This window comes from Bradyrhizobium sp. HKCCYLRH2015 (genome assembly GCF_051168215.1).
GTDB lineage: Bacteria > Pseudomonadota > Alphaproteobacteria > Rhizobiales > Xanthobacteraceae > Bradyrhizobium.
On record NZ_JBNPUO010000003.1, the window covers coordinates 668,412 to 686,312 of the forward strand.

The following is a 17,901-nucleotide window of genomic DNA, read 5'->3' on the forward strand; positions in this document are numbered from 1 at the left end:
TGATGGTGACGTCTCCATCGTTTGTTTTGTTTGGGCGGCATGCACAGCGAATTGAACCGGCTGATCTCCGCGTTGCAGGAGTTCTATGCGCGCGAGCGCTTCATCCTCGACCGCGATCTCGGTGAGCGCGCTTTGACGCACCGGCTCTCGGTGCATCTGGAGCGCAACTTCCTCGGCTGGGACGTCGATTGCGACTACAACCGGCTCGGCGACCGCGCCATGCTGCTCCCGCGCGGCACCATCGTCTCGACCGACGACGAGCTGGGAAAATCGATCTACCCCGACATCGTCGTGCACAAGCGCGCCGTGCCCGACAATCTGCTGGCGATCGAGGTCCGCAAGGCCGGCAACCACCAGCCATTGGCGCACGACCGCCACAAGCTGATGGCGCTGACCGACCCGCATCTGTGGTTTGCCTATTGGATCGGCGTGCTGGTGATTCTCGACCGCCGCCACGTGATCACGCCGGAGGTCTATGTCGGGGCCCGAATCGACCCGGTACTGTCGGCCTGGTTCGCGGGGCGATTGCAGCAGATGGGGCTGGCGGCCGCATAGACACGTCAGATCACGGGCGCTGAGACCCGCATCGTGAGAGGCGCCGCCAGCGGCGCGTCCATGAGGCGCGGGAAGAAGAGATCAGACGCGATTGCGCTCTCCAGACGGGACCGGGACCGACCGGTCCGAGCCACTGGCAGCGCCGGGCGTGCCCCTTGAGGCACGCCCGCGCTGGATCTACTTCGACATGCCGTCGCCGGACGTCTTCTTGGCCGACTTCTTCTTGGTCTTGCTCATCTTCATGCCGTCGCCCCCGCCCATGGCGTCGCCGCTCTTCGCCGACTGGCCGGTGGTCGTCATCGGCTTCTCCGTGGACTGGGCGAGAGCGGCCGACGAGACGAACGCGAGGGCAGCGGTAGCGATGATCAGTTTACGCATGCGGAAAAACCTCCGAGGGTTGGAAACGCGCCGGACCATAGGCGAATTCGTCCCGCGGCGTTCTGACGCACGAATCAGGAAAACGTGAGAGTTCCGCCCCGCAAAAGCCGACTTGCACCGCCGGTGCGGGCAGCGGCTAGGGCATTCTGTGACGATTGTGCCGGGCGCAGGGAGCCCATGCGCGGGTGAGCGAGGCCAATTTGGCCGAGTGCATCTACGCAGCCGCCTCCACCTGCGGCTGCGGGCTGCGGGCTCCGGGCTCGCATCGCGATGCGGTGGCTTCGCAGGTCATGGGAATGAATGTCATGCCAAAGGGGGCAGCGCGGCTCTCTCTTCCAAGGAAGTCGCGAGGCTCGCGCACCGCGCTCTCGCTGACGCTCAGGCGGAACGCCGTGACATGGCGTTGCAGAAGTGGAGACAGCTGGCGGCCTAAAGTTTCACTACACTTGGATTAAAGGCCGCGATGTACGTCGCGGCCCGGTTGGCGATGCGCGCTTTCGCCGCAATGGTGAGAGCGCAACGACGGTCTATGTTCACTACGTCATGACCTATTTCGTCGACATCGACCCGCGTCTCGCGCGTCTTCATCTTCACGGCGGTCGCCTGCAAGCAGGCATTTAGCCGGACGGCCGCACGCGCCGTCCGGATTTTCCTTCCTCTGACAGATCCGCGTCGTGGCTCCCGCTTGGGGGCCGCTTCGACCAGACCAGAAGGAGCCCGTCGTGTTGCCTCTTCCGAAGATCACATTGACCGCGTCCGACTATCCACGTCTCGAGCAGCTCGCGCGCGCTGCGGCCCAACAGGGGAATATCGACGCGATCTTCCTGATGGCCGAGATCAACCGCGCCGAGATCGTGCGCGACGAGTCGAAGGACGTCGAGCCGTTCGTGACGGTCGGACCCTGGGTGACCTACTGGATGAACTGGGGCATCCCGCGAAAGACGGTTCATCTGGTCTGGCCTGAAGATCGGTCGTCTGATCTCGCTGCTGTATCGGTTCTGTCGTCGCTGGGGGCAGCCTTGATCGGGCTGCGAGCGGGCGATCAAATGCCCTACCGCGCTGGCGGCAGCCTGACCGTCGTGACGATCCACAGCGTGGAGCGGTCCGACCGGAATGTCACTCCCCTGATCCGCGCAAAGGCATCCGCAAGGGACAAGCCGTTCGACGATGACCCGGGGCCAACCGCCGCCTAGACAGGGCGGAAATGACAATTGGAGCTACCATGACCAAGAGCAATCATCACTCCCGGCAGGAAGCAATGCCGCTGCCGCCCATCAAGGTGATCGAGGAAGAAATGCGTCGTCTCAACGCGCTGGCCAATTTGAGCGCCGAGCTCTTCCCCCGTGTGTCTCATTTCCTCGCAAGGGAAATGGAACGTGCGACCGTCGTCACCGACGACACGGACATGCAGGGAGTCGTCAGGATGGGTTCACGCGTGCGCTATCGAGATGACAGGACGGGCGAAACCCGTGAGGTGATGCTCGTCTACCCTCACGAGGCCGACATCAAGCTGGACCGGATCTCAGTTCTGACGCCGGTCGGAGCAGCGCTCATCGGCTTGTCGGTCGGGCAAAGCATCGAATTCCAGACGCCGGGTCATCAGATCCGGACGCTCACCGTGCTCGGCGTGTCAGGATGACGGAAGGCTCGACGATGGGCCACCTTGTTGTATTCAAGCCGGCGTCGTTGCACATGCGGCGCCGGAAGGAACTGAATTCGAGCTGAAGCGGCTCCGGCGGCGTCGTCAGCCAAACTAACCGAACGAGAACACCCTGCGAGCCCTGTTGAAGTTGGCTTGCAGCTCATGACGATCAGCCTTGAGCCAGCTCAAGGCTGCGCCGCCTAATCAGTCCAGGATTGCGTCGATGTCGTCGTGAGAGAAGCCCGCATGCAAAATCTCAAGCGAGCATTTTGGGGGACCCTGGCGGTTCTCTCGCTGCTGTGGCTGGTTGCGGAACCAGATCCATTTGGACCGGGCGCCTTCTTTCCACTCCGTGAAAGGATGGTGCAGCTGAGTGGCGTCCTGGCAATCGGTTGCATGAGCATGGCGATGATCCTCGCATTGCGACCGCGCTGGCCGGAGGCATGGCTGGGCGGCCTCGACAAGATGTACCGCCTGCACAAATGGTTCGGCATCGCGGCCCTTGTGACCGCCATCGTCCACTGGCTCTGGGCCAACGGTCCGAAATGGGCGGTCGGCTGGGGTCTGCTGGCGCGGCCGGAGCGTGGGGCAAGGCCGCCCATCGCGAATCCCGTTGAGTCTCTGTTTGCGAGCCTGCATGGATCGGCCGAGGGGCTCGGCGAGTGGGCCTTTTACGGCACGGTGGTGCTGATTGCCTTGGCGCTCGTTCAGTCCTTCCCCTATCGGCTGTTCTACAAGACACATCGGCTTCTCGCCCTGGCGTACCTGGTGTTGGTCTTTCATGCGGTCACGCTGACAAAGTTCAGCTACTGGATGTCGCCGCTCGGCTTGACCATGGCGGCGATGCTTGCCTGCGGGACGTGGGCGGCCGCGATTACGCTGCTGCAACGCGTCGGCGCCGGGCGGCAGGTCAAAGGCAGGATCACGTCGCTCAAATACTATCCCGGCGTCAGAGCCATGGAGACCGAAATCGAGGTGTCCCATGGCTGGCCCGGGCACAAGCCGGGCCAGTTCGCCTTTGCCACGTCGGACGTCTCCGAGGGCGCCCATCCCTACACAATTGCGTCCGGCTGGAACGCTGAGGACCCCAGGATCACCTTCATCACCAAGGAGCTCGGGGACCATACGAGCCAGTTGCGGGAGAAGCTCCATGTCGGGCAGGAGGTGAAGGTCGAAGGCCCCTATGGCTGCTTCACCTTCGACGACGATTGCACACACCAGATCTGGATCGGCGGTGGCATCGGTATCACGCCTTTTGTCGCCCGCATGAAAGAGCTGGCGATGCGGAAGGGGAGCCCCGATTGCCCTGTCGCGAGGGTGGACTTGTTTCACACCACGGCGGATGTCGACGAGGAGGCCTTGGGAAAGCTCGCTGCGGACGCGCGTTCAGCCAATGTCCGCCTGCACGTTCTCATCGACGCCCGCGACGGACGACTGACGGGCGACCGTGTTCGCCGGGCGGTGCCGGACTGGCAAAACGCAAGCATCTGGTTCTGCGGTCCGACCGCCTTCGGCGAGGCTCTCAGGCGCGATTTCGCTGCGCAAGACTTTCCTATCAGAGAGCGATTCCACCAGGAGCTCTTCGCGATGCGCTGAGAGGCTTGCGCTCAGGGCATGTCCTTGGCGCAATTGGACCCGCTGCGAACGTGCTGCTCGGGCCCGCCCACCGGAGCGCCTCCGCTTCAGATCATCAGTTCGTGCAGGCCCAGCCAACCCGTATAGGTCCCGACCAGCACGATCAGAGCAGCCGAGAGATAGGGCGCTCGGTGCGCGAAGCGGCTGAAGCCGGACCAGTGGCGCTCGACATGCCGAAGGCTGAGTGCGGCGAGCACGCCGGCGGACACCATGGTGATGGCCAGGCCGATGCCGAAGCACAGCACCAGGACGAAGCCCAGGCTGAACTGCTTCAGTTGAATGCACAACAGCAGGACCGTGATGGCGGCGGGGCAAGGGATCAGGCCGCCGCTCAGTCCGAACAGGACGATCTGTGCGGTCGTGACCGTACGGCCGGCGAAGCGCCTGCGAATGTCGTCGGCGTGGGCGCGCGCATGGGCATCGTCCTCGTCGCCGAGGTCCATGTGATCGTGCGTGTGCTCCTCGAACAGCATCTCCACGGACTCGCCGGCAAGCGTGATGCGTGCCTTGAAGGCGTGCGGCTCCGGGATCTCCTCGATGCTCTCCAGGACGTCGCCGCTGGTCCGGAAGCTGAACCGCTGCTCGCGGCCGTCGTCACGGACGGTCGTGACGTGGAGCGTGTCGGCGGCCGGGAGTGCGGTCTCGTCCCGGATCCGCCAACGCGGCGGCACGCCGTCTTCGAAGATCTCGACCGACAGCGCGTGGCCGGCGAGCGCGACCGATCGCGGCTCGTCGTGATAATGATGGTGATGGTGCCCATTCTGGTCGCGCCAGGTGCGCCAGACCATCCAGGCCGCGATGCCGATGATGATGACGGCCGAGATCAGTTGCAGGAAGGCTTCGCTGCGCGCGCCCGAAAGCTCCCGGCCGAAGTGAAGGCCGGCGAGGGCAACCACCCATACGATCGCGGTGTGGGAGATGGTCGCCGAGAGGCCGAGCAGCACGGCCTGCAGGACGGTGCCGCGGATCGCGACGATGAAGGCGGCCATCATGGTCTTGGAATGACCGGGCTCCAGGCCATGCAGCGCACCCAGGGCAATCGCGCTGGGCACGAACAGCCACGCATGCGCGCTGCCTTGCTGGAGCAGTTGGGACAGATCGGTCATGACAGTTTCACTTCAGATAGGTCCGCACGACCTCGATCAGGTCGGCGGCACCCTTGGCCCTATCGGGATCGCTTTCGTGCGCGGGGTCGACGACATGGTGCCGGATGTGATCTTCCAGCAGCTCGGTGGTCAGGCCTCCGATGGCGCCCCGGACCGACGCAACGAGCATCAGCACGTCGGCGCAGCCGAGCTCCGCCTCGAGCGCGCGCTCCACCGCGTCGATCTGGCCCTTGATGCGCCGGACGCGCGCGAGAAGCTTGGACTTGTGCTTGATGGTATGCGACATCGAGATAATATAGGGGGGTACCCTATATTAGTCAACTTCACATGTCGACCGCAGATGTCGAATGCGACGCTCGCGGCGTATCCGCTTGTCGATCGGCCCTCGGCGGCTAATGGCCCCGCTGCATCCGCATGGAGCTCATTCGCCCGCCCTGCATCCGCATCGGCGTCATGCCGAGATTGGGCGCGAGCAGTTCGTCGGCCGCCTTTCGCTGCTCGTCGGAAAAGGTTGCGACGAGGTCGCTCAGGGTGGTCTTGATCGCTCGCGTGGCGTCGAGGCGAGCCGATAGCGATTTTTCCTGTGCGGTCAGCTGGTCGAGCACCGTCTCCGAGCCGGACTGCGACATCATCGCAATCCTGAGATCACCGAGCGTCTTCGCACGCGCGCGAAACGCGTCGGCGAAACCGTTCCATGCCGGCATCTGGGCGTCCGTGATCTTGAGCTCCGCCCGCAGGAACGCGATCCGTCCCTCCACATGATCGAGCACCTCCATGCCGCCCATGCCATCGTCGGACGGCCGCGTCATGCCGGACATCATCGGCATCATGTTGGACATCGGCATGCCGTCCATCATCTTCATCATGCCGCCGCCCATCATGGTCTGTGACGAACTCGCCCCGCTGGTCGATTTCTCGGCATCCGTTGCTGGCGCTTCCTTCTGATCAGGATGATGGGCCGAATGGTCCGTGGAGGATTGAGCAAAGGCGGGATGCGCCAAAGCCGAAAGCGCCAACAGAAAAGCCAGGGGCAATCTTTGCATGACCAAGTCCTCCTTCAGGGGGCGATCAACAATGGCCGGACGTAGGCCATTCAGGTTGATCCACATCAACGACCGGCGGGCTCAGGGGGGGACGATCGTTCGTCTTCAGCGCCGGTACGGCTAGTCGCTGACCATGATCGGGCGCCTTCGCCTGCGACCACCGGGGCTCCTGTCGCGAAATTTTTCATCGTCTCTCCTCTCGCTGTCGGTGGATCAGGCTGCCCTTTGCACGCCCTGCGACCCGCTTAAGGCGTCCGCCGTCGTCCCTGTTCTGGTCGACAGGCTGCGTCCCTTCACCAGACCGAAGATGGCCGGAATCACGATCAGGGTGAGAAGGGTCGACGAGATCATGCCGCCGATCATCGGCACGGCGATGCGCTGCATGATCTCCGAGCCCGTGCCGGTGCTCCACATGATCGGCAGGAGGCCCGCCATGATGGCGACGACGGTCATCATCTTCGGGCGCACACGCTCGACCGCGCCCTCCATGATCGCGTCCTGGAGATCCTGCCGGTTCAGGGGGCGACCTTCGGCATCGCGCCTCGCCTTCACCGCAGCCAGCGCGTGATCGAGATAGATCAGCATCACCACGCCGGTCTCTGCGGCGACGCCGGCAAGCGCGATGAAGCCGACGGCGACGGCGACCGACAGATTGAAGCCGAGCCACCACATCATCCAGATGCCACCGACGAGCGCGAAGGGCAGCGACAGCATCACGATCAGGGTCTCGGTCATGGCCCTGAAGTTCAGATACAGCAGCAGGAAGATGATGGTGAGCGTCACCGGAATGACGATCTTGAGCCGGGCCGCCGCGCGCTGCAGATACTCATACTGCCCGCTCCAGAGCAAATAGGTGCCGGCCGGAAACCGGATGCTCTCGGCGACGGCACGCTGCGCGTCCGCGACGTAGCTGCCGATGTCGCGGTCACGGATGTCGACATAGATGTATGTCGCGAGCTGTCCGTTCTCGGTCCGGATCGACGTGGGACCCCTGGCCGGCTCGACCTTCGCGACCTCGCCGAGCGGCACGGCGCCGCCGGACGGCATCGGCACCAGCACCTCGCTGGCGATGGCCTTCGGATTGTCGCGGAGATCGCGCGGATAGCGCATGTTCACGCTGAAGCGCTGGCGGCCCTCGACGGTCGTGGTGATCGTCTGGCCGCCGAGGGCCGCTGCGATCGTATCCTGAACGTCCTGGACCAGGAGGCCGTAGCGGGCGAGAGCCTCGCGATCGGGCGTGATCTCGAGGTAATAGCCGCCGATGCCGCGCTCGGCATAGGCCGAGGAGGTTCCGGGAACGGTCTTGATCACCCGCTCGATCTGCTTGGCCAGACGATCGATCTCGGCGAGGTCCGTGCCCATCACCTTGACGCCGATCGGCGTGCGGATGCCGGTCGAGAGCATGTCGATGCGCGCCTTGATCGGCATCGTCCAGGCGTTGGAGACGCCAGGGAATTGCAGCGCCTTGTCCATCTCGGCAACGAGGCCGTCGATGGTGACGCCGGGACGCCACTGCTCCCTCGGCTTGAGGTTGACGACCGTCTCGAACATCTCGGTCGGCGCAGGGTCGGTGGCGGTCGCCGCGCGTCCGGCCTTGCCATAAACCGAGGCGACCTCCGGGAACGACTTGATGATCCGGTCCTGCATCTGCATCAGCTCTGCCGCCTTGGTCACGGAGATGCCGGGCAGGGTGGTCGGCATGTAGAGCAGCGTGCCCTCGTTCAGGCTCGGCATGAACTCGGTGCCGAGCTGGCGCGCCGGCCAGATGGAGACGGTAAGAACGACCATGGCTGCGAGGATCACGAGCGTTTTCGCTTGCAGCACGCCCTTGATGACCGGGCGGTAGATCCAGATCAGGAAGCGGTTGATGATGTTGCGATGCTCGGGAATGATCCTGCCGCGGACGAAGATCACCATCAGCGCCGGCACCAGCGTCACCGAGAGCAGCGCCGCTGCCGCCATCGAGAACGTCTTGGTGAAGGCGAGCGGGCTGAACAGGCGGCCTTCCTGCGACTCCAGCGTGAAGATCGGCATGAACGACACGGTGATGATCAGCAGGCTGAAGAACAGGGCGGGACCGACCTCCGCGGCGGCGTCGATCAGGATCTGGACACGCGACTGGTCGGGCTTGGCGCGCTCCAGGTGCTTGTGGGCGTTCTCGATCATGACGATCGCCGCATCCACCATGGCGCCGATCGCAATCGCGATGCCCCCCAGGCTCATGATGTTCGAGCCTAGGCCGAGCAGCTTCATCGCGCCGAACGCCATCAGCACGCCGACCGGCAACATCAGGATGGCGACCAGGGCGCTGCGCACGTGCAGCAGGAACACGATGCAGACGAAGGCGACGACGATGCTCTCCTCGAGCAGCGTGTGCTTGAGCGTGTCGATCGCGGCATAGATCAGGTTCGAGCGGTCGTAGACCGGAACGATCTCGACCGATCTGGGCAAGCTGCTCGCGATCTCATGCAGGCGCTTCTTGACGTTCTCGATGACGTCGAGGGCGTTGACGCCGAAGCGCTGCAGCACGATGCCGCTGGCGACCTCGCCCTCGCCGTTGAGCTCCGCGATGCCGCGCCGCTCGTCGGGACCGAGCTCGACATTGGCGACGTCGCGCAGCAGCACCGGCGTTCCGCCGGACGTCTTGAGCACGATGTTGCCGAGATCGTCGATGCTCTTCAGATAGCCCTTGCCGCGGATGACGTATTCGAACTCGGACAGCTCGACCGTGCGGCCGCCGACATCGGCATTGCTGGCGCGGATCGCGTCGCGGATCTTCTGCAGGCTGATGCCGCGGTCGCGCATGCGCTGCGGGTCGAGCACGACGTTGTATTGCTTGACGAAGCCGCCGATGCTGGCGACCTCGGCGACGCCCTCGGCCCTGGCGAGCGCGAATTTCAGGTTCCAGTCCTGGATCGTGCGGGTGTCGGCGAGATTGAGCTCCTTCGACATGACCGCATATTGATAGACCCAGCCGACCCCGGTCGCGTCCGGGCCGATCGTCGGTGTCACCCCCGCCGGAAGCCGCGAGGCGGCGCTGTTCAGGAATTCCATCACGCGCGAGCGTGCCCAGTAGATGTCGGTGCCGTCCTCGAAGATGACGTAGACGAACGACACGCCGAAGAACGAGAAGCCGCGTACGACCTTCGACTTCGGCACCGTGAGCATGGCGGTCGTGAGGGGATAGGTGACCTGGTCCTCGATGACTTGAGGCGCCTGACCGGAATATTCGGTGTAGACGATCACCTGGGTGTCCGACAGATCGGGGATCGCGTCGAGCGGGAGGTGAATGAGCGCGTAGAAGCCGGCCGCGGCGGCGAATCCGGTGCCGAACAGGACCAGCAGCAGGTTGCGTGCCGACCAGGCGATGACGCGGGCGATCATTTGTGCTCTCCCATGCCGGCGTGGTCGCCGCCGGCCGATTGCGCTCCGTCGGCGTCCGCGAAGCTCTTCAGCGCGGCCTTCAGGTTGCTTTCGGCGTCGATCAGGAAGTTGGCGGAGGTCACGACCACCTCGCCATCCGACAGGCCGTCGCGCACCTCGACATAGCTGGCATCGCGGCGGCCGAGCCTCACGGCGCGCGGCTCGTAGCGACCGTCGCCCTTGTCGATCAGGACAGCCTGGCGGCTGCCGGTGTCGAGCACGGCATCGGCCGGCACGGCCAACAGCGGCGCCGGATCCGCGGTGTCGATCTCGGCGTCGACATACATGTCCGGCAGCAGCGCGAGGTCGTGGTTGGTGAGCTCGATCCGCACCCGCACGGTACGCGTGTCCTTGTTCACCTGGGGATAGATCACCGCGATGGATCCGGCGAAGGTCCGGCCCGGGAAGCTGCGCGCGCGGATGGTCACGGGCTGACCCACCGCGATGTTGCCGAGGTCGCGTTCGGCCACGTCGACGAGCGCCCACACCACGGATATGTCGGCGATCCGGAACAGCACGTCGCCCGGATTGGCGCGCATGCCTTCGATCGCGTTGCGCTCGAGCACGATGCCGTCGCGGGGCGCCGACCATTGCACCGTGACCGGTGCGATGCGCGACTTCTCCATGGCGGTGATCACCGGCTCCGGGACATCGAGATTGGTCAGGCGCTGGCGCGAGCCGCGTCCGTAGACTGCATTGCCGCCGACGAGGTTCGAGTTGATCGTCGAGAGATATTCGGCTGCGGCGGCAGCGATCGCCGAACTGTAGATCTCCATCAGCGGCTGGCCGGCCTTCACGCGCGTGCCCGTGGTGACGTCGGTGACCTTCTGTACGAAGCTCTCTGCCCGCATCGCGATCACCGAGACGCGCCGCTCGTCGAGCTGGATCGTACCCGGCGCCTTGACCGCGATGCGAAGCGTGCGCCGCTCGACCGACGTGGATCTCACGCCCGTTCGCTGGATCTTGCCGGGCGACAGCTTGACCACGCCATCCTCGGCATCGTCGCCTTCGTACACGGGCACGTAGTCCATCCCCATCGGGTCCTTCTTCGGGGAAGGCGACGTGTCCGGCAGCCCCATTGGATTGCGGTAGTAGAGAATCCGGCGCGAGGAGTCGGCCTGCTGCTTCGGCTTGGCCGGCTCCGGCGTGGCCTGATCGTCGTCGTAGACCGGCAGGTAGTCCCGCCCGCGATCGTCTTTCCTGGGGCCCGCCGACCAGGCAGGGGCGCCGCTGGGATCGCGGTAGTACAGCGGCATTCGCTCTGCCGCCGCCGCTGCGAGATGCGTGCGAAGCGACGGGAGCGAGCTCTCGATCGACCAGAGACCGGCCATACTAATTCCGGCGCCGAGTGTGACGGTCGCGAGCAGGCGAAAAATGATCATGGCATCACCGTGAGGCGCGCTGGCGCGCGCTATCCATTGGAAGGGTGGGGCGCCTGTCGGGGAGCGCCCCGCAGGCTCACTTGGTCGCCTTGACGATGACCTTGCCGGTGACCGTCTCCGGCTCGCCCTGCACCTTGGCGGAGAGCGTGACCTGGTAGCGCCCGGCCATCGGCAGGTCGGTCTTGAAGGCGTAGACGCCGGGCTCCCTGGACGGCAGCGGCGCCACGTCCGACACCATGTCGGCCATCCCGTCCGGCGCCATGTCGACGCGGGTCTTGAAAATGACCGCGTCGGTGACGGCCTTGCCGGTCTGCTTGTGGGTGAGACGAACGGCGACCGTGACGTCGTCGCCCTTCTTCATCTCGGCGGTGACGGGCTCGAAGCTGTAGTCGGCAGCGCCGGCGGTGGCGGCCGATGCGGCGAGCGAAAGGGTGGCGGCGAGAGCCGCGGTGCTGATTCTGGAAAGCATGGTCCTGTCCTCATGAATGGATCTCGGCCGTGGCGCTCCGCGGCGCGCACGTCGGTCATCGGCGCGCAGGCGTTGCGCGCGTCGGCTCGTGCGAGATCAGATTCGAGGAGGTCGGAACGGAGGACTGCCGCTGTGAAGAGCAGCGACCTGGTCGGCGGGAATGGCGATCCTGGTCGCGCTCACTGCGAGGGGTGTGAAGGCAACGGCCCTGACATCGCCGAGCGCAACCGTCCCGCCCGCGCAGCAGAAACCCATGCCGCATTTGTAGGTGTGCGAAGGCGAGCCGGTGCCCTTCATGTCGTCGGGACAGCATTCGTCCATCGACATGCCGGCCCCGTCGTCCATCTGCATGCTCGTCTGCATCTCGTCCGACGACGCCATCGCAGCCGCCGATGCGCCGATCGGCAGCATCGCCAGCGACAGGGCAATCGCGAACGCCAGGATGGTACGGACGAGCCGCATCGAGATGGAGATACCTTTCGGGCCGCGGAACGAGACGACTAACATAAGCGAGGCGCCGACGCAGTCGTTGATCCCGCTCAATCCTGCGTGACCATCGCGTCGCCCGAGGCATGACGACAGGCCAGACCAGCCCAAGCGATCGCATGAAAGGAAAGGGGTGGCGGCGGCAAATGGTGGGCGCACAAGGGATCGAACCTTGGACCTCTCCCGTGTGAAGGGAACGCTCTCCCGCTGAGCTATGCGCCCGGTTGCCGGTGGCGGTCGTGGCTGTGAGCCAGCGAGGCGCCCGAAGCAGTCCGTCGGAGCCCGCGATTTACGAAGCGCGGGCAGGGGGTGTCAAGGATTTGCGGCGGAGATGGCGAGGAAAACTGCTGGTGCGCGCCGGGCTGTCCTCGATTGGGGCCGAAACCGGCCCCATGGCGTGCCGGCTTCCATGCTGAACTGAGGGGCAGATCCGCCGCGCACTCCGCGCCCCGCTGGCCCGTTCTCAGGCCCCGATCTGCCTTGCCCGCGAGGCGTGCGACTGCAGCGCGCGGATGCGGTCGGCCAGGGTGCCGCCCTGGGGCGCACCGCCGGCCGCAGCAGCCGGCGCCGCGGCGACGCCATTGGCGTTGGCGGGCTTGGCGGGGGCCGGTTCGGCGGCGAGCATGGCCTCGATGGTCGAGTTCGGGCCCTCGATCTGCATCGCGAGCTTGGCGACCTCGGCGGCGATGTCGTTGATGCGCTCGCGCAGCAGCGCGTTCTCCATCCGCTCCTGGGCCCAGGTGCTCTCGGCCTGCTGCTGGATGGCGTTCATCTCGCGCTGCAGCTTGGTGCGCTCGTCGCGGGCGGCCTGCAGCTGCTGTTCGAGGGCGGCCTTCTCGGATTTGAGCCGCTCGAACGCGGCCGACTTGCCGCTGCCCATGCCGGCCAGCTCCTCGCGCAGCTCCTTCAAGGCGCGGTCGGCGGCCACGTTGGCCTCGCGCAACTGGTTGTTCTCGAAGTCGCGCTCGGCGAGCAGCTTGCCCTGGGTCGACAGCCGGCTTTCGAGGTCGGCGACGCGCGTCGCCAGCATCTCGGCTTCCTTGACCTGCACGATCAGCTGGCGGTCGAGCTCGGTGACGCGCTGGCTGAGATTCTCGACCCGCGCGCGGGCGTCGTTGAGCGCCTTGGTCGCGGTGTCGGATTCGTCGCGCTCCAGCGCGAGGCGGGCCTGGGTCGCGGAGAATTCCTTCTCGGCGTCGGAGACGCGGCTGCGCAGCTCCTCGACCTGGGTCCTGACCGAGACCAGTTCGACCTGGCGGCTGTCGGCCAGCAGCGCCTTGTCGTTGAGCTCGGCGGTCAGGCGGACCTGCTCGGCCTGCTTCTCCTTCAGCGCCTGCTCGGCGGCGCGCAGCGCCTCGGTCTTGGCGGCGAATTCTTCCTCGGTGGCGCGGAGCTGGTCCTTGAGCGCCTTCTCGCGCGCCTCGAGGGCGAAGATCGCGGCGTTCTTCTCGCCGAGCTCGATCTTCATGCGGTTGATGGCGTCGGTCTTCTTGCCGAGGTCGGCGAGCTGGCCGGTGGCCTTGTTCTTGAGCGCGTCGACGCTCATCTCCAGCCGCCGCGCCGACATCGCGAACTCCGCGCGCAGCTGGTCCTTGTCGGCCTGGATCTCGGCCATCGACAGCGGCGTCGCCGCCTCGAGCCGTCGCGTCGTCAGCCGCACCGCACGATTGTGCACCAGCGGCACGACCATGAGGGCACAGAGCATGGCGATCAGAAAACCGATCGCAAAATACATGATCGGCTCGACCATGACGCACAACTCCCGATCCGAAATGATTAACGGAATCACAATGCACGGCGGGCTGATTCATTGCCAGCCCAATGCCGTGTTAACCTTGATCCGTCACGGGAGAACGTGTCCTGGCGGTATCAGCCAGCGCCGTCAGAACGGGTTCCAGGTCGCGCTCGGCGTGAACTTGAGGTAGCCGACATTGGCGCCGAGCCGCAGGCCGATGCCGGATCTGATCGGCACCAGCACGATGTTGTTGGCGGTCAGCGCCGTCATGCCGAAGCCGCCGACGATGTAGGCCGAGCCGTCGATGCCGACGAAGCGCTGATAGATCGCGCTGGTGGCCGGCAGATTGTAGACCAGCGTCATGGTGCGGGCGCCGTCGCCGCCCCAGTCGAAGCCGAGCGAGGGGCCCTGCCAATAGACGCGGAGGTCGCCGGCGTTCTTGGTGTAGAGCGTGCCCTCGCCGTAACGCAGCCCGGCGACGAAGGCACCGGCACCTTCCTCACCCAGGATGTAGCCATTCGGCAGGCCCCATTGGCTGACGGCGCGCTCGATCACCGAGGCGAGGCCACGCGAGACGTTGCCGAAGAAGCGGTGGCCGGCATTGACCAGCTCGTCCGGATTGAAGCTGTCCGGGCTGGGCGCAGGGCGCGGCGGCGGTGCGGGCTGCTGATACGGCGGCGCGGCCTGGTAGGGCGGCGCGGCAGGCGGGGGCGCCTGCTGCGCGGCGACCGACGCGGTCATGGCCAGCACGGCCGCGAGCGTCGTGGCGGCAAGGCGGGATGCGAAACTCATCGATGGAAATCCCCTGCTATCGGCTGCCCGAGCCTCGCCTTAACCTGACGCCAACCACATCGGGCGATTGTCGGGCGAGGGGCGATGCCCCTGCGACTCCCATGTTATCGGCACCAACTATGACCGCACAACGGCAACAACCGCCCCAGACCGGGTCAAAGTCGCTGTTTCGCCTTGTAATTGCCGCCATCACGCTCGCCGCGCTGCCGCCGGTCGGCGCGCCGGCGGCCACGACGCAGCGCATCATCTCCGACCGCTTCAGCGGGCTGGCGATCGACGGCTTCGATCCTGTTTCCTATTTCGTGGATGGCAAGGCCATGCCGGGGCTGCCGGATTTCGAGGCGTCCCAGGGCGGGGTGGTCTGGCGGTTTCGCAACGAGGGCAATCGCGCCTCGTTCCTGGCCCATCCGGAGGTCTACGGCCCGCAATTCGGCGGCTACGACCCGACCGACGTGGCTCGCGGCGTGACGGTGGCCGGCAACCCGCGCTTCTTCGTCGTGGTCGAGGAACGGCTGTTCCTGTTCAACCGCGAGGCGAGCCGCGACGCTTTCGCGGCCGACCCGGGCCGCTATCTGCCGCGTGCGGAGGCCCGTTGGCCGGCGCTCGAGGACGACCTGCCGCAATAGCGCGGCAGGGCTGTCTCACACCTTCACCGCAGCCGGGTCGCCCCAGGCGATGAAGGACGGCACGATGAAGCCGTCGGGGCGCTCGCCATAGCGCAACGGCGCGCCGGTCTCGCTGGTGACGGTGCCGCCGGCGGCTACGACCACCGCATGGCCTGCCGCCACGTCCCATTCCGAGGTCGGGCCGAGCCGCGGATAGATGTCGGCCAGACCTTCGGCGAGCCGGCCGAACTTCACGGCCGAGCCGAGCGGCAGGCGCACGGCGCCCGGCCGCGCCGCAATGAAGGCTTCGGTGCGGGCATCGCCATGCGACCGGCTGACCGCGGCGACCCATGCCGCGCCTTGCGGCGGCATCGGCCGGGTGCGGATCGGCTCGGCGGCCGCCAGACCCGCCTCCGTGAACGACAGCCGCTCGGCGCCACGGCCGACCAGCCCGCGCCAGATCTGGCCGATGGCCGGCGCGCAGACGATGCCGAGCAGCGGGCTGCCGCCGGTGACCAGCGCCAGATTGACCGTGAACTCGCCGCGCCCGGCGACGAACTCCTTGGTGCCGTCGAGCGGATCGATCAGGAAGAAGCTGCCCTTGAACGGTCCTGCGCTGGCTCCGACCCGCTCCTCCGACAGCGCGGGAATCGCCGGCGCCAGCCGGGCCAGCCCCTCGGCAATGACCCGGTCGGCGGCAAGATCGGCCTCGGTGACCGGCGAGCCGTCGGACTTGTCGGTGACGGCCATGGCGCGGCGGTTGACGGCGAGGATCGCGTGGGCCGCCTCGACGACGAGCTCCGTCAGGGGTGCCATCAGCGCCGCGGCGGCCTCGACCTCGACGGTTCCTGCAGTCGGTGCCGTCGTCATTGCGCGGTGCTCCTTCCGGCCGTTCCGTACGCAGCTTGCATCATCGTATCCCTGTTCTGGCGTCCGGCGCATCCGGGTACGGCCGTTCGCATGGTCGTTGAGCCGCGGCTGCCGGGAAGACCGCTACGTACTTTCCCGTGTCCCGCGTTCAGTCCGGTGGCGGTCCCTGCTTTCGCAGTGTATCAAGCGTTAACGCAAGCATGATTCGCCCAGGTTCGCGGATTTCAGGAACATCGAATGTCCGGCACGTCCTCTCCCGAGATCGCCAATCCGATTCCCGCTCCCGATACGCTCGAACTTGCCGCTCTGCTCTGCTCGAAGGTCTGCCACGACCTGATTAGTCCGGTCGGCGCCATCGTCAACGGGCTCGAGGTGCTCGACGACAATCCGAAGCCGGAGGATCGCGACTTCGCGCTGGAGCTGATCCGCAAGAGCGCCAAGACGGCGTCGGCCCGGCTGCAATTCTGCCGCCTCGCCTTTGGTGCGGCCGGCTCGGCGGGCGCGCAGATCGATCTCGGCGACGCCCAGACCATGGCGCGCGGCCACATCGAGGACGCCAAGACCTCGATCACCTGGAATCTGCCGCGGCTGCTGTTGCCCAAGAACCGGGTCAAGCTGCTGCTCAACATGATGGTGGTGGCGCAGCAGACGATCCCGCGCGGCGGCATGCTGACCGTCGACCCGATCGGCGATGGCGAGACCATGAGCTTCCGCGTCGCCGCCACCGGGCTCAATGCCCGGCTGCCGCAGAACATCGTCAATCTGCTCGGTGGCGACCTGCAATCGACCATCGATGCCCACGCGGTGCAGCCCTACTACACCCGTCTGCTCGCCGATGCCTGCGGCCTCAAGGTGACGCTCACCGCCGACGGCAATGCGATGGTCGTGCAGGCGGCCTGATCGGGCGGACGTCCTGCCGCGCCGGTGCTGCGACCTCTTGTCGTGGGACAGGCGCAAGAATCCGTTCACCACGGTTAATCAAGCCTTGCCGATGTGTCCGAATTCGTCCGGATGCATCTTATCTCTTTGTTGAGTCCGTTCATTTGCGCTTACTCAACTAATATTAAACGCTTTGCACCGAAACTGGCCACGGTTTGAAGGGCGCGTCATGTCGCGTTCCGTTGCGTGCGAAGGCCAGTTTCATGGATGACCTGTTGCGTGAGTTCCTGACGGAGACCAGCGAGAGCCTGGATACCGTCGACAATCAATTGGTGCGGTTCGAGCAGGAGCCGAACAACGCCAAGATCCTCGATAACATCTTCCGGCTGGTGCACACGATCAAGGGGACCTGCGGTTTCCTCGGCCTGCCGCGGCTCGAGGCGCTGGCGCATGCCGCCGAAACCCTGATGGGCAAATTCCGCGACGGCATGCCGGTCACCGGCGAGGCCGTGACGCTGATCCTCACCACCATCGACCGCATCAAGGACATCCTGGGACAGCTCGAGGCCAACGAGGCCGAGCCGGAGGGCGAGGACCGCGACCTCATCAGCGAGCTCGAAGCCATGGTCGAGCGCGGCATGGCGGCCATGGCCGCCGGCGAGGCCGCGCCACCGCTCGCGCCCGCGGCGCCCGAACCGCCGCCCAAGCCCGCGGTGACGCAGGGCTCCTTGATCGACCAGACGCTGGAGCGTCCGCTGCGTCCGGGCGAAGTGTCGCTCGACGAGCTCGAGCGCGCCTTCCGCGAGACCGCGATCGAGATGCCGCCCGCGCATGAGAAGGCGCCTGAGCCCAAAGCCGCTGCCCCGGCGCCGGTCGCCAAGGCCGGGCCTGCCAAGGCGGA

19 protein-coding genes and 1 tRNA gene are annotated in these 17,901 nt (G+C 65.9%); 7 read left to right on the top strand and 13 right to left on the bottom strand.

Annotated elements, in window-relative coordinates; all coding sequences use genetic code 11:
* Positions 1-39 precede the first annotated feature (39 nt).
* The gene (locus ACQR1H_RS11015) at positions 40-555 is read left to right on the top strand and encodes a hypothetical protein (protein WP_316177447.1); all 516 of its coding nucleotides are present in this window, start codon (positions 40-42) and stop codon (positions 553-555) included.
* A 177-nt stretch (positions 556-732) separates the two neighbouring features.
* On the opposite strand, the gene ACQR1H_RS11020 is transcribed toward ACQR1H_RS11015, so the two are convergent.
* Together ACQR1H_RS11020 and ACQR1H_RS11025 are read right to left on the bottom strand one after the other, a co-directional pair.
* Positions 733-933, bottom strand: a complete 201-nt coding sequence (locus ACQR1H_RS11020) for a hypothetical protein (RefSeq protein WP_434890390.1) — start codon at positions 931-933, stop codon at positions 733-735.
* Between the two features lie 429 nt (positions 934-1,362).
* Positions 1,363-1,527 (bottom strand): hypothetical protein, encoded by a 165-nt coding sequence (locus tag ACQR1H_RS11025; RefSeq protein ID WP_434907543.1) that lies wholly within the window; start codon positions 1,525-1,527, stop codon positions 1,363-1,365.
* 152 nt (positions 1,528-1,679) lie between these two features.
* On the opposite strand from ACQR1H_RS11025, the gene ACQR1H_RS11030 reads away from it, so the two are divergent.
* The 3 genes from ACQR1H_RS11030 to ACQR1H_RS11040 all read left to right on the top strand — a co-directional run bounded on the left by ACQR1H_RS11030 (position 1,680) and on the right by ACQR1H_RS11040 (position 4,171).
* Entirely contained in the window at positions 1,680-2,126 is a 447-nt protein-coding gene (locus tag ACQR1H_RS11030; RefSeq protein WP_434907544.1) for a GreA/GreB family elongation factor, read from the top strand.
* A gap of 29 nt (positions 2,127-2,155) precedes the next feature.
* The gene (gene rnk / locus ACQR1H_RS11035; RefSeq protein WP_434895038.1) at positions 2,156-2,572 is read left to right on the top strand and encodes a nucleoside diphosphate kinase regulator; all 417 of its coding nucleotides are present in this window, start codon (positions 2,156-2,158) and stop codon (positions 2,570-2,572) included.
* A gap of 249 nt (positions 2,573-2,821) precedes the next feature.
* A complete protein-coding gene (locus ACQR1H_RS11040) occupies positions 2,822-4,171 on the top strand; it encodes a ferredoxin reductase family protein (RefSeq protein WP_434873302.1) in 1,350 nt (449 codons plus the stop codon).
* 86 nt (positions 4,172-4,257) lie between these two features.
* Here ACQR1H_RS11040 and ACQR1H_RS11045 read toward each other — a convergent pair whose 3' ends face one another.
* From ACQR1H_RS11045 to ACQR1H_RS11090, 10 genes are all read right to left on the bottom strand, one after another.
* Entirely contained in the window at positions 4,258-5,316 is a 1,059-nt protein-coding gene (locus ACQR1H_RS11045; RefSeq protein ID WP_434873301.1) for a nickel/cobalt efflux transporter, read from the bottom strand.
* A 7-nt stretch (positions 5,317-5,323) separates the two neighbouring features.
* Positions 5,324-5,602 (bottom strand): metal/formaldehyde-sensitive transcriptional repressor, encoded by a 279-nt coding sequence (locus ACQR1H_RS11050; protein ID WP_315803205.1) that lies wholly within the window; start codon positions 5,600-5,602, stop codon positions 5,324-5,326.
* Between the two features lie 106 nt (positions 5,603-5,708).
* A complete protein-coding gene (locus ACQR1H_RS11055; protein ID WP_434882945.1) occupies positions 5,709-6,425 on the bottom strand; it encodes a Spy/CpxP family protein refolding chaperone in 717 nt (238 codons plus the stop codon).
* Positions 6,426-6,572: 147 nt separating this feature from the next.
* Positions 6,573-9,743, bottom strand: a complete 3,171-nt coding sequence (locus ACQR1H_RS11060) for an efflux RND transporter permease subunit (protein ID WP_434873299.1) — start codon at positions 9,741-9,743, stop codon at positions 6,573-6,575.
* Complete coding sequence (locus tag ACQR1H_RS11065) at positions 9,740-11,164, bottom strand: efflux RND transporter periplasmic adaptor subunit (RefSeq protein ID WP_434873298.1); 1,425 nt, start codon at positions 11,162-11,164, stop codon at positions 9,740-9,742. The genes ACQR1H_RS11060 and ACQR1H_RS11065 overlap by 4 nt, the downstream gene beginning before the upstream one ends.
* A 76-nt stretch (positions 11,165-11,240) precedes the next feature.
* Positions 11,241-11,633 (bottom strand): FixH family protein, encoded by a 393-nt coding sequence (locus ACQR1H_RS11070; RefSeq protein WP_434873297.1) that lies wholly within the window; start codon positions 11,631-11,633, stop codon positions 11,241-11,243.
* 96 nt (positions 11,634-11,729) lie between these two features.
* The gene (locus ACQR1H_RS11075; RefSeq protein WP_434873296.1) at positions 11,730-12,095 is read right to left on the bottom strand and encodes a hypothetical protein; all 366 of its coding nucleotides are present in this window, start codon (positions 12,093-12,095) and stop codon (positions 11,730-11,732) included.
* Between the two features lie 171 nt (positions 12,096-12,266).
* Positions 12,267-12,341, bottom strand: a tRNA-Val gene (locus tag ACQR1H_RS11080).
* 241 nt (positions 12,342-12,582) lie between these two features.
* Complete coding sequence (locus tag ACQR1H_RS11085; RefSeq protein ID WP_434873295.1) at positions 12,583-13,869, bottom strand: hypothetical protein; 1,287 nt, start codon at positions 13,867-13,869, stop codon at positions 12,583-12,585.
* A 132-nt stretch (positions 13,870-14,001) separates the two neighbouring features.
* Positions 14,002-14,646, bottom strand: a complete 645-nt coding sequence (locus tag ACQR1H_RS11090; protein ID WP_316177471.1) for a DUF1134 domain-containing protein — start codon at positions 14,644-14,646, stop codon at positions 14,002-14,004.
* Positions 14,647-14,765: 119 nt separating this feature from the next.
* Between ACQR1H_RS11090 and ACQR1H_RS11095 the strand changes: the two genes are divergently transcribed.
* Positions 14,766-15,272, top strand: coding sequence for a YHS domain-containing (seleno)protein (locus ACQR1H_RS11095; protein WP_434907545.1), 507 nt, complete (start codon positions 14,766-14,768; stop codon positions 15,270-15,272).
* Positions 15,273-15,287: 15 nt separating this feature from the next.
* Here ACQR1H_RS11095 and cysQ read toward each other — a convergent pair whose 3' ends face one another.
* Positions 15,288-16,121 (bottom strand): 3'(2'),5'-bisphosphate nucleotidase CysQ, encoded by an 834-nt coding sequence (gene cysQ, locus ACQR1H_RS11100; RefSeq protein WP_315803215.1) that lies wholly within the window; start codon positions 16,119-16,121, stop codon positions 15,288-15,290.
* A gap of 237 nt (positions 16,122-16,358) precedes the next feature.
* Between cysQ and chpT the strand changes: the two genes are divergently transcribed.
* The gene (chpT, locus tag ACQR1H_RS11105) at positions 16,359-17,021 is read left to right on the top strand and encodes a histidine phosphotransferase ChpT (RefSeq protein ID WP_315752676.1); all 663 of its coding nucleotides are present in this window, start codon (positions 16,359-16,361) and stop codon (positions 17,019-17,021) included.
* A 242-nt stretch (positions 17,022-17,263) separates the two neighbouring features.
* The coding region (locus ACQR1H_RS11110; RefSeq protein ID WP_434907546.1) for an Hpt domain-containing protein at positions 17,264-17,901 on the top strand (638 nt) is incomplete at its 3' end.

Excerpts from the sequence above, each read along its gene's own strand:
- ACQR1H_RS11015 (WP_316177447.1), top strand. The coding sequence starts at position 40 with ATGCACAGCGAATTGAACCGGCTGATCTCCGCGTTGCAGGAGTTCTAT.
- ACQR1H_RS11020 (WP_434890390.1), bottom strand. The coding sequence starts at position 933 with ATGCGTAAACTGATCATCGCTACCGCTGCCCTCGCGTTCGTCTCGTCG.
- rnk (WP_434895038.1), top strand. The coding sequence starts at position 2,156 with ATGACCAAGAGCAATCATCACTCCCGGCAGGAAGCAATGCCGCTGCCG.
- ACQR1H_RS11040 (WP_434873302.1), top strand. The coding sequence starts at position 2,822 with ATGCAAAATCTCAAGCGAGCATTTTGGGGGACCCTGGCGGTTCTCTCG.
- ACQR1H_RS11045 (WP_434873301.1), bottom strand. The coding sequence starts at position 5,316 with ATGACCGATCTGTCCCAACTGCTCCAGCAAGGCAGCGCGCATGCGTGG.
- ACQR1H_RS11050 (WP_315803205.1), bottom strand. The coding sequence starts at position 5,602 with ATGTCGCATACCATCAAGCACAAGTCCAAGCTTCTCGCGCGCGTCCGG.
- ACQR1H_RS11055 (WP_434882945.1), bottom strand. The coding sequence starts at position 6,425 with ATGTGGATCAACCTGAATGGCCTACGTCCGGCCATTGTTGATCGCCCC.
- ACQR1H_RS11060 (WP_434873299.1), bottom strand. The coding sequence starts at position 9,743 with ATGATCGCCCGCGTCATCGCCTGGTCGGCACGCAACCTGCTGCTGGTC.
- ACQR1H_RS11065 (WP_434873298.1), bottom strand. The coding sequence starts at position 11,164 with ATGATCATTTTTCGCCTGCTCGCGACCGTCACACTCGGCGCCGGAATT.
- ACQR1H_RS11070 (WP_434873297.1), bottom strand. The coding sequence starts at position 11,633 with ATGCTTTCCAGAATCAGCACCGCGGCTCTCGCCGCCACCCTTTCGCTC.
- ACQR1H_RS11075 (WP_434873296.1), bottom strand. The coding sequence starts at position 12,095 with ATGCGGCTCGTCCGTACCATCCTGGCGTTCGCGATTGCCCTGTCGCTG.
- ACQR1H_RS11085 (WP_434873295.1), bottom strand. The coding sequence starts at position 13,869 with ATGGTCGAGCCGATCATGTATTTTGCGATCGGTTTTCTGATCGCCATG.
- ACQR1H_RS11090 (WP_316177471.1), bottom strand. The coding sequence starts at position 14,646 with ATGAGTTTCGCATCCCGCCTTGCCGCCACGACGCTCGCGGCCGTGCTG.
- ACQR1H_RS11095 (WP_434907545.1), top strand. The coding sequence starts at position 14,766 with ATGACCGCACAACGGCAACAACCGCCCCAGACCGGGTCAAAGTCGCTG.
- cysQ (WP_315803215.1), bottom strand. The coding sequence starts at position 16,121 with ATGACGACGGCACCGACTGCAGGAACCGTCGAGGTCGAGGCCGCCGCG.
- chpT (WP_315752676.1), top strand. The coding sequence starts at position 16,359 with ATGTCCGGCACGTCCTCTCCCGAGATCGCCAATCCGATTCCCGCTCCC.